This is a genomic window from Parasphingorhabdus sp. (assembly GCF_965233695.1).
Taxonomy (GTDB): Bacteria; Pseudomonadota; Alphaproteobacteria; order Sphingomonadales; family Sphingomonadaceae; genus Parasphingorhabdus.
In genome coordinates this window covers 3,271,629-3,285,921 of sequence record NZ_OZ247497.1, presented here as the reverse complement: position 1 = coordinate 3,285,921, position 14,293 = coordinate 3,271,629, and the positions used below count along the sequence as shown (strand labels likewise).

Sequence of the window (14,293 nt, the reverse complement as noted above, 5' to 3'; positions counted from 1 at the left end):
AAATGGTCCCACATTACGGTTATGCTTATAGAAACTGAAAAAACACCCAATCCATCCACGCTCAAATTCCTGATGGGCCAAGCCGTTATGACGGACGGCACAAGAGATTTTGCATCCCCGGAAGATGCTGAAATCTCGCCACTTGCCGAGGCGTTGTTTACGTTGGGCGATGTAACCGGTGTGTTTTTCGGTTCGGATTTCGTCTCCGTATCCGCTGGCCCGGGATCGGAATGGTCTGAGGTAAAGCCCCAGGTACTCAGCATATTGCTTGATCATTTTTCGGCCGGGTTACCGCTGTTCAAACCTGGCTCTGCTGGTGAGATTCACATCCCCCCCGAAGAGGAAGTCCATGATGATCCAGAAGACGCAGATATTGTTGCCCAGATAAAAGAACTCATCGAAACCCGTGTTCGACCTGCTGTTGCCAATGATGGTGGTGACATCATCTATCGCGGCTTTAACCGGGGCACAGTGTTCCTGAAAATGCAGGGCGCCTGTGCCGGCTGCCCTTCGTCTACCGCTACTTTGAAACATGGAATTGAGTCATTGCTCAAACATTACGTACCCGAAGTGGTCGAAGTCAGAGCAGCTTAGCCCGCTACAGCCAGAACAAATATAAGGGGGACATATGAATCAGCCGCTTAATGATGCTGCGCTAGATCAGCTTTTTCGTGAGGCGCGAACTTATAACGGCTATCATGATAAACCCGTTAGTAGAGAGCAACTCCACGCCATCTGGGATCTCATGAAAATGGGGCCAACGAGCGCGAATATGCTTCCTGCGCGAATGGTCTGGTGCCACAGTCAAGACGCAAAGCAGCGCCTTGCCGACTGTGCGGGTGAAGGCAATAAAGACAAAATTGTCAAAGCACCCGCCGCCGCCGTCATCGGCATGGATCAGGATTTTCACGAATATCTTCCAGAACTTTTCCCTCATACAGATGCTAAAAGCTGGTTTGACGGTGACCCTGAAGGCCGCGCTGTGGGAGCCATGCGTAACAGTTCGCTGCAAGGCGCTTATCTGATTCTGGCCGCACGCGCATTGGGTCTCGACACGGGACCGATGTCAGGATTCGACAATGACGCCGTAGATAAAGCATTTTTCAGTGATCAACCCAGTGTAAAGTCAAACTTTATCTCCACGCTCGGTTACGGCGATCCTTCGACAATTTTTGATCGCAGTCCCCGGCCTGCCTTCGACAAATTTAACGTTATAATCTGACGGCCGGTCAGCGCCCCATGGCACACCGTATTCTTTCGATTGACACAGCGACAACGGCCTGCTCGGTCGCCCTATTCGAAGATCACGCGGTTTTCGCCAGTTACTATGAAGAAATCGGCCGCGGTCATGCCGAAAAATTGATACCAATGATCGCACGACTGCCAAACAAGGGTCGTGCGGATCAAATCAAGGTCAACTGCGGCCCCGGAAGTTTCACTGGCGTCCGCATCGGCCTGTCTGCCGCAAAAGCACTTGGTATGGCTTGGCATGCTAAAATATCAGGTTATCAATGTTTGGATCTTGTTGCAGCACAGGCGCTAGCTGAAATGGAACACCCTGCCCCCGTATATGTCGTTATGATTGGCGGGCATGGTGAATATTTTGTCCAGAATTTTGCGGCTGATGGTCATTCTGTCGACGGTTTAATGTCTTTGCCTCCTGAACAGGCCTTGCAGCGGGCAAAAGCAGATCATTTTGCGGGGTCGGGTGCCGAGATATTGGCAAAACTCAGCGACTCGACCAGCTTTCAAACCCTCTTGCCGAGTGCGGAAAAATCCGCATTGTTGCGGAACGACTATAGATATGTGGAGGCGTCGCCGGTTTACGGCCGAGAGCCAGATGCACAACCGGCTCAACAGGTGCGATAATGGCCCAATTCCATCTCCATACTGATGATCATGCGTCGTCTACAGTCCCTTCGCTCAGTATCCAATTGGAACATGGCGGGGTCGACAAGTTGCGCATGGTAATGCGGATTATGGGCAAAGCTTTTTCAAGTCTTTACGGAGAATCTTGGAACGAGCATCAGTGCCGGTCGATGCTGTCTCTGCCAGGTACATGTCTGATGATCGCTTATTGCGAACAGCAACCTTGCGGATTTGCAATTACCAGGAACGCATCGGACGAGGAAGAACTGCTAATGATAGCCGTTTCCCCCCGATATCAAAAAAAAGGTGTCGGGTCTGTAATGTTAAGGCGCCTAATTGACGACGCGGTTGAAAATGATATCAGCGCCATCTTCTTGGAAGTACGGTCCAACAATCCCGCACAAGGACTTTACCAAAAACTCGGTTTCCAGAAAATCGGGCAGCGCGTGAATTATTATACCGGCGATAATAATGAAAAGTTCGATGCGATTACCTACAAGAAATCTTTGTAAGCGTTAAAGCAACGCAAATTCAACACATTATATGGTTTGTTTATTGATCATCCAATGTACCCGTGCGAGTTGATAGCAAGCAAAAAAATTGCTCAAAAATAATATAGTCGCAAAAAGAGGTATATATGACAGAGGAAGACATTGCTCTAAATGAGACGTTAATTACACTCACTTCGGATATAGTTGCCGCGCATGTGAGTAATAACAGCGTCGCCGTTTCTGACTTGCCGCTTATTATCAACAACGTGCATAGCGCATTATCCGGTCTGTCGGGAAAAGCAGCCGAACAAGCCCGCCCGGAACCAGCCGTACCCATTAAATCTTCGATCAAGCCGGATTATGTTGTCTGTTTGGAAGATGGCAAAAAACTGAAGATGCTGAAACGACATCTGATGACCCATTATGGGATGACACCAGACGAATATCGTGTGAAGTGGGGGCTCCCGAGCAATTATCCTATGGTTGCTCCCAATTACGCGGAACAGCGCCGCAAGCTGGCCAAGGCCATTGGACTGGGCAAGAAAAGAAACAAATAGAAAACCGCACTATTTCGTCATTTAAATCGTCTGAAACCTGCTAACCGGTTTCACAATTTTCCCCTTTGCTTTATAGTCGTCCGCGAATAGGATAAAAGACTATCTGAGGACGGAGCGAATGCCGGATAAAATTGATCTTGAGAAGTTATGTGCTGAAAAAGGTTTGCGAATAACCGATCAGCGCCGCGTAATCGCTCGCGTCATTTCTGATGCTGACGATCACCCTGATGTGGAAACATTGCATGAGCGTGCCTCTGCGGTTGATTCACGGATTTCCATAGCCACGGTTTATCGGACTGTTCGACTGTTTGAAGAAGCAGGTATTCTTGATCGCCACGACTTCGGCGACGGACGGGCACGCTATGAAGCCGTTCCGGAGGCGCATCATGACCATCTCATAGATGTTGAGACTGGCAAGGTTATCGAATTTGTCGACCCCGAACTTGAAGCTTTGCAGAAAGTAATCGCTGAAAAGCTTGGTTACCGTCTGGTTGATCATCGCATGGAACTTTATGGCGTATCCTCTGACCGAAAGAGCTGACGCCGGTCAGCCGTCGATTTCATTGGTCGGGACACTGCTCATCGGCCTTCGCCTGTTGGCTATTATTTTAAGTTTGGCAATCTGCTTACCCCTTCATTATCTCTGGAGGCTATTTCGTCTCCCCTCGCCGTGGCCACGTTTTTTCCTGTGGCTTGTTGCCGCCAATTGCGGCGCGGTTATCAAGACCAACGGCCGGCGATTGAAGCAAGATGTCTTCTATGTCGCCAATCACGTTAGTTGGTTTGATATTCCCGTCATCGCCGGCATGACCGGTTGCACCTTTGTAGCCCAAGACGGTATCGCAAGTTGGCCCATCATCGGATGGTTGTGCCGAATCAACAAGACGATCTTCGTATCACGAACTGACCGTATGCAGGTTGGCGATCAAATTGGTATAATCCGGGAAGCCATTGAGGAAAAATATCCGATAACCGTATTTCCCGAAGGAACGACAACGGACGGACATAGCTTACTCCCGTTCAAACCCTCGCTCTTTCAGGCCATGGCACCGCCGCCAAAGCCGACAATGGTGCAACCGATGTTGCTGGATTTCGGAAAAGCCAGCAAAGACATAGCATGGGTTGGCGATGAACCGGCTGCCGACAATGCCAAGCGGCTTTTTGCGCGTGTCGGCATCATTCGCACAACCCTCCATTTTCTGGAGCCCTTTGACCCTGCCGATTATGGCGATCGCAAGGCCATATGCGCTGAGGCAGAACGACGGATTGCCAAAGCGCTTTCCGCTTCCCTGTCGGGAGAGCCGGTTGTATAGGCGGCGATTATGAATCGAACTGATCCCAAGAAATTTCGCGTTAAATCCTTTGGTTGCCAAATGAACGTCTATGACGGTGAACGCATGTCCGAAATGCTCACTGATCAGGGCATGTCGAGTGCTGCCGATGGTGAAGAAGCAGATCTGGTTGTTCTCAACACCTGTCATATCCGTGAAAAAGCAGCTGAAAAAGTCTATTCGGACATTGGTCGGCTGCGCGGGAAGGACGGCAAAAGTCCAATGATTGCGGTCGCTGGTTGTGTCGCTCAAGCAGAAGGCAAAGAGATTTCAAGGCGTGCACCGAGCGTCGATATTGTTGTTGGTCCTCAAGCTTATCACCGGTTGCCCGAATTGATCGAGCGCGCAAAAACCGGCAAAAAAGCGCTGGACACCGATATGCCCGCAGCTTCGAAATTTGATGCTCTGCCAACGCGTAAAAAACAAGCGCGGCCAACCGCCTTTTTAACGGTGCAAGAGGGATGCGACAAGTTTTGCACTTATTGTGTGGTCCCCTATACTCGCGGCGCTGAAATTTCGCGTCCCTGGATGGATCTGATCAATGAAGCAAAGGCATTGGTCGATGGCGGAGCTAAAGAAATAACGCTTCTCGGCCAGAATGTGAACGCGTGGACCAGTGAAGATGAGGACGGTAAGCGGCAAGGCCTCGACGGTTTAATCCGTGCACTTGACAGAATCGACGGTTTGGAACGTATCAGATACACAACCAGCCATCCGAACGACATGACCGACGCATTGATCGAGGCCCATGGCGAGATTCCTGCATTAATGCCCTATTTGCACCTTCCCGTTCAGTCAGGCAGCAATCGTATCCTCAAGGCGATGAACCGTTCACACACTACCGACAGTTATCTCGATATCCTCGCACGGATGCGCAAAGCCAGACCAGATATTGCCATATCCGGTGACTTTATCGTTGGTTTCCCGGGCGAGACGGATGCTGATTTCGAAGAAACCTTGGCTGTTGTGCGCGAAGCCAACTACGCGCAGGCCTATTCCTTCAAATATTCCCCGCGCCCAGGCACCCCGGCGGCTGTGATGGACGATCAAATAGCGCCTGAAATCATGGACGAACGCCTACAGCGGCTCCAGGCGTTATTAAACGAACAACAACATGAATTTAATAGACAGGCGCTTGGTCGACAAACGGATATTTTGTTGGAACGCAATGGCAAACTTGATGGGCAGCTTGTTGGAAAAACGCCGTGGCTCCAGTCTGTCCACATTATCGCACCAGAATTGGTGATCGGAGACATGGTTGACGTAATCATTGAAAGCGCCGGTCCCAACAGTCTGCAAGGCAAATTAAACCGGAGAGAAGCAGCTTAATGGCCAAAAAAAATAGCGCTGAAGATCGAATTAAACTCGTGACGCTGGATGTTGAGTTTGACGATCCTCAGATATTGGGCGAGCTGTTTGGCGAATATGATCGCAATATCGTTGCGATTGAAAATCGTCTCGGCGTGTATATCGCTGCCAGAGGAACCAAGCTGAAGATCGAAGGGGAAGAGGAACCGGCAAACCAAGCCCGAGATGTCCTGACCGGTATATATAATCGCCTGGAAGAAGGCCAAGAAATCGATGCGGCGGCTGTCGAAGCCATAATCGGCATGGTTGCCGACCCTCGCGTTTCAAAAACTGCAAAACCAGATAGTGCCAAAAAATCAACTAAAACAGATATTTCCGCGCCGCCAAAAGTCATGATTAAGACTCGGAAAAAAACCATTTTCCCGCGCTCCGTTCGTCAGGCCGACTATATGGAAAAACTGGCACGCGATGATATGATATTTGCTCTTGGCCCCGCCGGGACCGGTAAAACATATCTCGCTGTGGCACAGGCGGTTTCCCAGCTAATTACCGGCTCTGTCGATCGTCTTATCTTGTCCCGTCCCGCTGTCGAAGCAGGCGAGAAAATCGGTTTTCTACCCGGTGATATGAAAGAGAAGGTCGATCCTTTCCTGCGCCCGCTTTACGATGCGCTTTATGACACGCTTCCCGCCGAACAGGTCGAGCGGCGGATCGAAAGCGGCGAGATTGAAATTGCCCCCATCGCATTTATGCGGGGCCGCACTTTGGCGGACGCATTTGTGATCTTGGATGAAGCGCAAAACACCACAACCGCACAAATGAAGATGTTTCTCACACGCTTTGGGATGAACAGCCGGATGGTGATTTGTGGCGACCCAAAACAGGTCGATTTGCCCAGCGGAGCCACCTCTGGCCTTGCAGATGCTGTACAGAAGTTGGCAGATGTTGATAGTGTGAGCATGGTTCAATTCGGGGCTGCAGACGTGGTTCGTCATCCGCTGGTTGGCAAAATCGTCGAAGCCTATGAAGGTAAAGATGCTGCAGATTGAACTCAGCACCGGCCCGGAATGGCAAGATGGCATCGATTGGCAGAAAAGAAGTGAAAACGCAGCCAATGCAGCGTTCTCGGTTTCGCCCTTTGGCCCGTTAACTCAAAAAAATTTCGCGCTGGAGATTAGTATAAAACTGTCTAACAATGCCGAAGTACGGCAGCTTAATGCAGCCTATCGCGGCAAAGACAAGGCGACCAACGTGCTCTCCTTTCCGCTGGTGCCGCACGACTTGCTATCATCCTTGTCCAACAGTGATGACGGCGAGGTGCTGCTTGGAGATATCATCATGGCGCATGAAATCTGCGCGCATGAAGCGGAAGAAAAATGCATTGCAATGGAAGACCATGCATCCCACCTTTTGGTTCATGGCGTTTTACATTTATTAGGCTATGATCATGAAACAGAAACAGATGCTCTTTTAATGGAAGCTTTGGAAATCAAGGCGTTGCAAAATTTAGGCATTGCCAATCCCTATACCGATCAACATATATAAAAAGTGACCAAAAATACCAAAATGTCAGACGATAGTAACAGCAGTAACGGGAGCGGCGGACGATCTTCGATTGCTCGCAATGAAGACGAGGAACCGGGGCGATTATGGCGCAGCCTGAAAGCCATGGTTTTCGGGGAGGCGGAAGATAACTCGCTACGCGCCCAACTTGAAGAAGTCATAGACGAGCATGAGAATGACGGCGAAGTCGACAGGAATGGTGACCCCGATATATCTCCTGTCGAGCTCGAAATGCTTCGCAACCTGCTGCAATTTAGTGATCACCGAGTCGATGATATTGCGGTTCCCCGCGCTGATATCATTGCGATTGAAGAAAGTGCGCCATTTAGCGAATATGTCGAGATATTCTCCGAACATGGCCACAGCCGTATTCCGGTCTATCGGGACAATCTTGATACAATCATCGGCATGATCCACATTAAGGATATATTCGCACTTGTAGCGAAGGGCGGTACGCCACCGACAGATATTACACCCTATTTGCGCCAGCCCCGATTTGTACCGGAATCAATGGGAGTTCTGGATTTGCTGGCAGAAATGCGGGCGACCCGGACCCATCTGGCGATCATCTTTGATGAATATAATGGTACAGAAGGGCTCGTAACGATTGAAGATATTGTCGAGGAAATTGTAGGCGATATTGAAGACGAGCATGATGATGAGCCCGTACCCATGCTAAAGCGATTTGATGGCGGCATTTGGGAAGCAGATGCCCGCGCTGAACTAGACGATGTTGGCGAAGAAATTGACCCGGTGCTCGCCGAAATAGATGAAGATGTCGATACTATTGGCGGTCTGTCATTCGTTTTAGCGGGCCATATTCCGAAAACCGGTGAAGTACTTGACCATCCCAGCGGATGGAAGTTGGAAATACTGGAGGCCGATGACCGGCGCGTCACCAGACTCAGGCTGTTGCCGCCAAGCGCTAAGATTGCAGCGCCACATTAAAAGCTTATCCTGCTGCAAGCTGCGCCGCGCGTTTGCGCCAGGTTTCAGCTAAAACAGGCATCTCAGACAAGGCTGACAATGCGGCTTGCTGGCCCTTATAATGCCCGCCGATAATCAGCCCAAATACCCGGTCCAATGGCCAATCGGGATTGGTTCGATCCTGCTGGATAATCTTGTCCCCCGCCTGCACCATTCCGGGCTCCAGCACTCTGAAATAGCTTCCGGATTTCGTCGTCTTGACCACGGTTGTCAAAACATCAGCCTTACCGAAATAGTGGTTCAATTTCCAGCACGGCTGGCGGGCGTGACTGCATTCTATCAATGCCTCTCCGAACCGAAAAACATCGCCCAGGCACAGATTGTCTTCCGTCAATCCGGAACAGCTTAGATTCTCACCAAAAGCGCCAAAGCGTCTCAAAACGTCCACGTCGGGATATTTTTCTCGCCAGAATGAATAATGCTCGACGGGATAGAGATGCAATGCTTTGTCTCGACCACCATGATGCAATGGATCAGCAACCTGATTGCCCTCCAGCCCCAGAAAGCCGAGGTGGGCGGGTTCAGAAATGCTACGTTTTTCTATAGCACTTAACTCACCATCCGCGCGAAATGGCTGTGGCGTGCCGATCAGTAGTTTATCAAGCGTGGTTTCAATCATTTACCGTGCCTAACGTGACAAGTTCATATTGGCAATTTCAGGCTTAATATGCTTGAAGGCGCAGATGGAAATTAGCGACCTTCGCATTGCGCTGTATAGCGGCAATTATAATTTTGTGCGCGATGGCGCCAATCAAGCCTTGAACCGGCTGGCAGAATATCTTCTGCGTCAGGGCGCGGCAGTTCGGGTTTATTCACCGACCACAGATACCCCGGCGTTCGAACCAACTGGCGATTTGATAAGTGTCCCGTCTTTTGCTTTTCCAGGGCGCGGCGAATATCGTTTTCCTACCCATATTTCGGCGAGCGCCAAAAGGGACCTTGCCGCTTTTAATCCCAATATCATGCAGATTTCCAGCCCTGACCCAGTTGGGCACAGGATGGTCAGTTGGGCACAGCGAAATGATATTCCTGTGCTCGCATCTGTGCACACAAGATTTGAAACCTATCCACGCTACTATAATCTGGCCTTTCTGGAGCCGGTTATCGAGGCAATTTTGCGCCGTCTGTACCGGCGCTGCGATGCACTGGTCGCACCGTCTGAATCCATGGCTCAAGTGCTTCGCCAACAACGAATGAACTACGATGTTGGAATTTGGTCGCGCGGCGTTGATAAGCATGTGTTCAACCCATCAAAACGTGATCTGGCTTGGCGCCAATCTTTCGGAATCGCTGATGATGAACCAGTTATTGGCTTTCTCGGGCGGTTGGTTATGGAAAAAGGCCTGGATGTCTTTTCCGATACGATTGACGAATTAAAGCGGCGGCAGATCAAGCATCGTGTTTTGATAATCGGAGAAGGGCCTGCACAGCAATGGTTTCAAGAACGGATTGACGATGCTATTTTTGCAGGGTTTCAACAGGGTCATGATCTTGGCCGCGCGGTTGCAAGCATGGACATTTTCTTCAATCCGTCCGTTACGGAAACGTTTGGCAATGTGACGCTGGAGGCCATGGCCTGCGGTCTGCCGGTTGTAGCCGCCAAGGCGACCGGCAGTGAGAGCCTTGTCAAAGACAAGCAATCTGGGCGGCTTGCAACGCCCGGCGCCATTCGTGACTTTGCAGATTTTCTCGAACTCTATTGTCAGGACGAGGCTCTGAGAAGCGCCCATGGAACGGCCGGGGAAAAGCGTGCCGACGAGTTTAGCTGGGACCAGATTAATCAAACTGTGGCAGAAACCTACATAAGGCTTATCCGGCAACGACAATCCGGCCAAAGCCCAATTAAACAGTCGGCGATCCGTTAGCTCCGTTTATCGCAATACACGCTTTGCAATCATGTTCCGTGCGTACCAAATCAGCAAAATGACCGACAACCAGATAGCTGCGGTAAAAAGCCAAATGCCCGGTGTGTTTAGACTGGGCGGCATGTCCGCGATCATTTGATGAATCGTCGAACCGATTAGCCCCACCAAGGATATTCCAAAAGCGATGATTGCATAGCGGCTACGCAGCAACAGAAGTAATGAGCCAATAAACGCACCCCATACACCCATTGCCCAGACCGCATCGGCCCAAGCCGGAAAAGAATAGAAATATTCCAGATGTTCCGGGGTAAAACCGCTCATGTAGGCTTCGTTGCGCGTCTGGGTCATTGTATAATCCACCGCACCGCCGGAATTCCAGATTGTCGCGAGGATCCCGACCACCCATAAATGCCATGGTGTGGCTGGCTTGCCTCCGCTTTCGGCTACGGAATCCGTTGATGTAGACATGATTTTCCTCCCTATTTTCCCAAGACACTCTATCACACACGCCGCTCAGTACAAAATTTGGGCACAAACCAACGAACACGCTGGTTTTCGATTGAGAAAATGCCATAAACATCGGCAATGGATGATTTCTTCAACACAGATGACGGGATTCAAGGACAGAGCGGGCCTCCTGCCAATGCGCCGCTTGCCGAACAATTGAGACCGAAAAATCTCGAAGACGTGGTAGGTCAGGATCATCTGGTCGGAGAGGATGGCGCCCTTAAACGGATGATCATGGCAGGCAAATTGTCCTCCATCATATTCTGGGGGCCACCGGGCACCGGAAAGACAAGTCTGGCGCGATTGCTCGCCAATGAGACGGATTTGCATTTTAGAGCAATATCGGCGGTTTTCTCTGGTGTCGCAGACCTGAAAAAAGTCTTCGCCGAGGCCGAACAACGGCAGAAAACTGGCCAACAAACACTGTTATTTGTGGATGAAATCCATCGCTTTAATCGCTCCCAACAGGACAGTTTTTTGCCTTATGTCGAAAAAGGCACGGTAATCCTGGTGGGTGCCACCACCGAAAACCCGTCATTTGAACTCAATGCGGCGCTGCTCAGCCGGGCGCAGGTGCTGATACTCAATCGTCTGGATAGCGGCGCGCTTGGCGAACTGCTGACCAAGGCCGAAGCACTGACCGGCAGCGCCCTGCCCCTGACCGACAATGCGCGACAGGCCTTATTGGCGAGCGCAGATGGAGACGGACGTTTTCTTCTCAATCAGGCCGAGACCCTGTTTTCTCTCGATATTGAGGAACCGCTGACCCCAGAGGCATTGGCCAAGCTGCTCCACCGGCGGATGGCCGTTTATGATAAAGACCGGGAGGGCCATTATAATCTGATATCAGCCCTGCATAAGGCATTGCGCGGTTCAGATCCCCAGGCCGCACTTTATTATCTCGCACGCATGCTCGTCGCCGGCGAAGAACCGCTTTATGTACTGCGACGCATTGTCCGTTTTGCGAGCGAAGATATAGGCCTGGCCGATCCGCAAGCATTGGTACAAGCCCTTGCCGCCAAAGATGCCTATGACTTTCTGGGTAGCCCGGAAGGCGAATTGGCTATTGTGCAAGCCTGCCTCTATTGTGCCACCGCGCCCAAATCCAATGCGGCGTATAAAGCCCAAAAATCAGCCTGGAAATCGGCGAAACAAACCGGTTCGCTGATGCCGCCGCAAAATATCCTGAACGCGCCCACAAAGCTGATGAAGGAAATCGGTTATGGCCAAGGCTATGCCTATGATCACGAGAGCGACCAGGGCTTTTCCGGTGATAATTATTGGCCGGAAGAAATGAAGCCAGAGCAGTTTTACGAACCAGTCGATCGCGGCTTTGAGCACAAGATCCGCGAACGACTGGAATTTTGGGAGAATTTGAGACGTGAAAAAGCTCGCTAAATTTTTGATGCTCGGCTTGTTTGTGAGTGCGCCGGTCTCTGCGCAAACGAACGAAGAGTCGACCGAATATGATCGCGCCTTGGCGGCTGGCTACAAAGCGCAGTTTATCTGTTCCGGACTGTGGAACGGAGGCAAGTCGCTTTCCGATATCGAGGCGGACGAATTGTCGGGCATTTACGACCGTATCGCCACAATAGTTCCGACATTAACAGCGGATGTTGATCAAGAACAACGTCAGGTGCGAGTTACCTATAATGAACTCATGCCCCCTCGGATTGCCATCTGGAATTCGCGGACCGGTTGTACAGGAATGGCTATTGGATTTGCGGGAATGAAGCGAGACGGAACACCCGTCCTGCGCAATTTTCGTGATCATCTCCCATGGCCGATGGGCGATCGCGGTGCCGTGGTGACCAACCCTGAAATCTTTGAAGAGCTGCAGCAAGTCGTAACCAATGCTGCTGCAAATAAACTATATGGCGGCAAAACAAGCGCAGTAGTGATTATCAAAAATGGCAAGATTATCAGCGAAAAATATAAAAAGGGTCATGACCTTCATACCGCGCAACGTACATGGTCGGTTGCCAAGTCGATTGCCGGGACACTGGTTGGACATAGCGTTCAGCAGGGTTTTTCCGACGTCAATGCACCAGCAAAAATTATCGAATGGCAAAGCGCTTTTGATCCTCGCAGCACCATTACTCTCGACAATCTGTTGCGAATGTCGAGCGGCCTGGTGAGTGATACAGCCGGCAATCGAACCGATCCTGTCTACATGGGCGGTGCAACAGTCACCGAGCGCGCATTAAACTGGCCTTTGCTTTATCCGCCGGGCAGTCGGTTTCGCTATGCTAACAACGATACACTGCTCGCTGTCTATGCCGCAGGTTCAGGTCCTTTTGATCCCTATGAATTTTTCCAGAAAATCGGCATGAGCCGCACTTATGCCGAAACCGACTGGAACGAAAACTATATCCTGTCCAGCCAGGTATGGACGACCGCCCGCGATCTCGGGCGAATGGGAATGCTATACCTAAACAATGGCCTTTGGCCTTACAGAGAGGGCGAACCAGAGCGCCTACTTCCGGAAAACTGGCGTAACTATGTCAGCACGCCATCCGGCCCGCAACCAGACCGCGAATTTGGTTATGGTGCGACATTCTGGTTGATGAACAAAACCGATGGCGTCCCGCAGGATACATTCGCTGGCTTTGGCAACCGCGGCCAATATCTCGTTATCATCCCTTCCCGTAACATGGTGATCGTAAGGCGCGGCTATGACACGCGCGACAATCGTTTCGATATAGCAACCTTCACGCGGGACGTAATGGAGGCCACAGCATCATGAGCGACACCTATCGCGCCGCCATATGCACCGCGCTCACCGGACCGGCTTCCCTTCACGTGGAAGAGATGGTGGCAAAACCGTTGCAGGCAGGAGAAGTTCGTATCGATGTGAAAGCAGCGGGCCTCAACTTCCCCGACTTGCTGATGACTTATGGCAAATACCAGTTTCGCCCTGAACCCCCATTTACTCCAGGACTGGAAATTGCTGGCATCGTCAGCGAAATATCACCCGATGTCACAGCTTATTCCATCGGAGATCGCGTGATGGGAGGGAGCAAGGGCAACGGCTTTGCCGAACAGGCTGTCCTACCCGAAACAGCGATCAGACCGTTACCCGCAGCCTTGTCCTTTGCCGAAGGGGCATGTTGGCATGGCGCTGCGATAACAGCATGGCATGCGCTTAATGACAAAGCTATGTTGCAGCAGGGTGAGAGCATTCTCATCCTCGGCGCCAGCGGCGGCGTGGGTATGGCAGCGGTGAAGCTAGCCAAGCATAAAGGAGCAACCGTGATTGCCACGGGCTCCAATGACCAAAAGCGCAACTCCATAAAACAGGCAGGTGCCGATCACAGCTTGGATCCGGCAGATCCGGAGCTTGCTGCCAAGGTAAAAGTGCTGACCGATGGCAATGGCGTCGATGTTGTGTTTGATCCAGTCGGTGGCGATCTTGCAATGAAAGCAACCCGCTCGATCAGCTGGGGAGGACGCTATCTCATAGTCGGTTTTGCAAGCGGCGACATCCCGTCCTTCCCCGCCAATCACGCTTTGATCAAGGGCTATAGCCTCATTGGACTTCGCGCAGGCGAGAGCGCCAGACGCGATCCAGAGCTGGCGAGAAACAGCGAAGTAGCGCTCCGCAAACTGGCAGAGCAAGGCGTCATGCGTCCGCATATCTCCCATAGATTCTCATTGGAAGACGCAGCCGACGCTCTTCGAATATTGGAAGACAGGAAGGTAATCGGCAGAGTTGTCATTGATATGACCCTGTGATCAGCGGCGTTACAGATGATTACATCCTGAGCGCAAATAAGGACTTCTCCCCACTATATCTCATCTAGGGAACGTGTTAA

The 14,293-nt window shown here is 51.2% G+C and carries 17 protein-coding genes; 15 read left to right on the top strand and 2 right to left on the bottom strand.

The window, feature by feature from the left end; all coding sequences use genetic code 11:
- Window positions 1–21 precede the first annotated feature (21 nt).
- The 11 genes from ACO6S1_RS15575 to ACO6S1_RS15525 all read left to right on the top strand — a co-directional run bounded on the left by ACO6S1_RS15575 (window position 22) and on the right by ACO6S1_RS15525 (window position 8,067).
- A complete protein-coding gene (locus tag ACO6S1_RS15575) occupies window positions 22–594 on the top strand; it encodes a NifU family protein (RefSeq protein ID WP_422343485.1) in 573 nt (190 codons plus the stop codon).
- A gap of 34 nt (window positions 595–628) precedes the next feature.
- Entirely contained in the window at window positions 629–1,222 is a 594-nt protein-coding gene (locus ACO6S1_RS15570) for a malonic semialdehyde reductase (RefSeq protein ID WP_422343484.1), read from the top strand.
- A 17-nt stretch (window positions 1,223–1,239) separates the two neighbouring features.
- Window positions 1,240–1,869, top strand: coding sequence for a tRNA (adenosine(37)-N6)-threonylcarbamoyltransferase complex dimerization subunit type 1 TsaB (gene tsaB, locus ACO6S1_RS15565; protein ID WP_422343483.1), 630 nt, complete (start codon window positions 1,240–1,242; stop codon window positions 1,867–1,869).
- Window positions 1,869–2,381: a ribosomal protein S18-alanine N-acetyltransferase gene (rimI, locus tag ACO6S1_RS15560; RefSeq protein WP_422343482.1), complete on the top strand. Its 513-nt coding sequence runs from the start codon at window positions 1,869–1,871 to the stop codon at window positions 2,379–2,381. The genes tsaB and rimI overlap by 1 nt, the downstream gene beginning before the upstream one ends.
- 125 nt (window positions 2,382–2,506) lie before the next feature.
- Window positions 2,507–2,917, top strand: coding sequence for a MucR family transcriptional regulator (locus ACO6S1_RS15555; RefSeq protein WP_422343481.1), 411 nt, complete (start codon window positions 2,507–2,509; stop codon window positions 2,915–2,917).
- Between the two features lie 118 nt (window positions 2,918–3,035).
- Window positions 3,036–3,458, top strand: coding sequence for a Fur family transcriptional regulator (locus ACO6S1_RS15550; RefSeq protein WP_109357225.1), 423 nt, complete (start codon window positions 3,036–3,038; stop codon window positions 3,456–3,458).
- The gene (locus tag ACO6S1_RS15545; protein ID WP_422343480.1) at window positions 3,430–4,230 is read left to right on the top strand and encodes a lysophospholipid acyltransferase family protein; all 801 of its coding nucleotides are present in this window, start codon (window positions 3,430–3,432) and stop codon (window positions 4,228–4,230) included. The genes ACO6S1_RS15550 and ACO6S1_RS15545 overlap by 29 nt, the downstream gene beginning before the upstream one ends.
- A gap of 9 nt (window positions 4,231–4,239) precedes the next feature.
- The gene (gene miaB / locus ACO6S1_RS15540; protein ID WP_422343479.1) at window positions 4,240–5,577 is read left to right on the top strand and encodes a tRNA (N6-isopentenyl adenosine(37)-C2)-methylthiotransferase MiaB; all 1,338 of its coding nucleotides are present in this window, start codon (window positions 4,240–4,242) and stop codon (window positions 5,575–5,577) included.
- Entirely contained in the window at window positions 5,577–6,605 is a 1,029-nt protein-coding gene (locus ACO6S1_RS15535) for a PhoH family protein (protein ID WP_422343478.1), read from the top strand. The genes miaB and ACO6S1_RS15535 overlap by 1 nt, the downstream gene beginning before the upstream one ends.
- Window positions 6,592–7,101 carry an rRNA maturation RNase YbeY gene (ybeY, locus tag ACO6S1_RS15530; RefSeq protein WP_422343477.1) on the top strand — a complete coding sequence of 170 codons (510 nt, stop codon included), beginning with the start codon at window positions 6,592–6,594 and terminating at the stop codon, window positions 7,099–7,101. Before ACO6S1_RS15535 ends, ybeY begins: the two co-directional genes overlap by 14 nt.
- A 21-nt stretch (window positions 7,102–7,122) precedes the next feature.
- Window positions 7,123–8,067: a hemolysin family protein gene (locus ACO6S1_RS15525; protein ID WP_422343476.1), complete on the top strand. Its 945-nt coding sequence runs from the start codon at window positions 7,123–7,125 to the stop codon at window positions 8,065–8,067.
- 4 nt (window positions 8,068–8,071) lie between these two features.
- Here ACO6S1_RS15525 and ACO6S1_RS15520 read toward each other — a convergent pair whose 3' ends face one another.
- Window positions 8,072–8,725, bottom strand: a complete 654-nt coding sequence (locus ACO6S1_RS15520; protein WP_422343475.1) for an MOSC domain-containing protein — start codon at window positions 8,723–8,725, stop codon at window positions 8,072–8,074.
- Window positions 8,726–8,789: 64 nt separating this feature from the next.
- Between ACO6S1_RS15520 and ACO6S1_RS15515 the strand changes: the two genes are divergently transcribed.
- Complete coding sequence (locus tag ACO6S1_RS15515) at window positions 8,790–9,971, top strand: glycosyltransferase family 4 protein (RefSeq protein ID WP_422343474.1); 1,182 nt, start codon at window positions 8,790–8,792, stop codon at window positions 9,969–9,971.
- A 6-nt stretch (window positions 9,972–9,977) separates the two neighbouring features.
- Here the strand turns inward: ACO6S1_RS15515 and ACO6S1_RS15510 are convergent, their stop codons facing one another.
- Entirely contained in the window at window positions 9,978–10,439 is a 462-nt protein-coding gene (locus ACO6S1_RS15510; RefSeq protein WP_422343473.1) for a hypothetical protein, read from the bottom strand.
- Window positions 10,440–10,556: 117 nt separating this feature from the next.
- Between ACO6S1_RS15510 and ACO6S1_RS15505 the strand changes: the two genes are divergently transcribed.
- The 3 genes from ACO6S1_RS15505 to ACO6S1_RS15495 are packed head-to-tail and all read left to right on the top strand — an operon-like array spanning window position 10,557 to window position 14,213.
- Entirely contained in the window at window positions 10,557–11,876 is a 1,320-nt protein-coding gene (locus tag ACO6S1_RS15505; protein ID WP_422343472.1) for a replication-associated recombination protein A, read from the top strand.
- Window positions 11,860–13,224, top strand: coding sequence for a serine hydrolase domain-containing protein (locus tag ACO6S1_RS15500; RefSeq protein ID WP_422343471.1), 1,365 nt, complete (start codon window positions 11,860–11,862; stop codon window positions 13,222–13,224). Before ACO6S1_RS15505 ends, ACO6S1_RS15500 begins: the two co-directional genes overlap by 17 nt.
- Window positions 13,221–14,213 (top strand): NADPH:quinone oxidoreductase family protein, encoded by a 993-nt coding sequence (locus ACO6S1_RS15495; RefSeq protein WP_422343470.1) that lies wholly within the window; start codon window positions 13,221–13,223, stop codon window positions 14,211–14,213. Before ACO6S1_RS15500 ends, ACO6S1_RS15495 begins: the two co-directional genes overlap by 4 nt.
- The last annotated feature ends 80 nt before the right edge of the window (window positions 14,214–14,293 follow it).

Bases quoted from the DNA above. Each gene is read 5' to 3' on its own strand.
- ACO6S1_RS15555 (WP_422343481.1), top strand. From the start codon at position 2,507: ATGACAGAGGAAGACATTGCTCTAAATGAGACGTTAATTACACTCACT.
- ACO6S1_RS15525 (WP_422343476.1), top strand. From the start codon at position 7,123: ATGTCAGACGATAGTAACAGCAGTAACGGGAGCGGCGGACGATCTTCG.
- ACO6S1_RS15505 (WP_422343472.1), top strand. From the start codon at position 10,557: ATGGATGATTTCTTCAACACAGATGACGGGATTCAAGGACAGAGCGGG.
- ACO6S1_RS15510 (WP_422343473.1), bottom strand. From the start codon at position 10,439: ATGTCTACATCAACGGATTCCGTAGCCGAAAGCGGAGGCAAGCCAGCC.
- miaB (WP_422343479.1), top strand. From the start codon at position 4,240: ATGAATCGAACTGATCCCAAGAAATTTCGCGTTAAATCCTTTGGTTGC.
- ACO6S1_RS15570 (WP_422343484.1), top strand. From the start codon at position 629: ATGAATCAGCCGCTTAATGATGCTGCGCTAGATCAGCTTTTTCGTGAG.
- ACO6S1_RS15495 (WP_422343470.1), top strand. From the start codon at position 13,221: ATGAGCGACACCTATCGCGCCGCCATATGCACCGCGCTCACCGGACCG.
- rimI (WP_422343482.1), top strand. From the start codon at position 1,869: ATGGCCCAATTCCATCTCCATACTGATGATCATGCGTCGTCTACAGTC.
- ACO6S1_RS15545 (WP_422343480.1), top strand. From the start codon at position 3,430: ATGGCGTATCCTCTGACCGAAAGAGCTGACGCCGGTCAGCCGTCGATT.
- ACO6S1_RS15520 (WP_422343475.1), bottom strand. From the start codon at position 8,725: ATGATTGAAACCACGCTTGATAAACTACTGATCGGCACGCCACAGCCA.
- tsaB (WP_422343483.1), top strand. From the start codon at position 1,240: ATGGCACACCGTATTCTTTCGATTGACACAGCGACAACGGCCTGCTCG.
- ACO6S1_RS15515 (WP_422343474.1), top strand. From the start codon at position 8,790: ATGGAAATTAGCGACCTTCGCATTGCGCTGTATAGCGGCAATTATAAT.
- ACO6S1_RS15535 (WP_422343478.1), top strand. From the start codon at position 5,577: ATGGCCAAAAAAAATAGCGCTGAAGATCGAATTAAACTCGTGACGCTG.
- ACO6S1_RS15575 (WP_422343485.1), top strand. From the start codon at position 22: ATGCTTATAGAAACTGAAAAAACACCCAATCCATCCACGCTCAAATTC.
- ybeY (WP_422343477.1), top strand. From the start codon at position 6,592: ATGCTGCAGATTGAACTCAGCACCGGCCCGGAATGGCAAGATGGCATC.
- ACO6S1_RS15550 (WP_109357225.1), top strand. From the start codon at position 3,036: ATGCCGGATAAAATTGATCTTGAGAAGTTATGTGCTGAAAAAGGTTTG.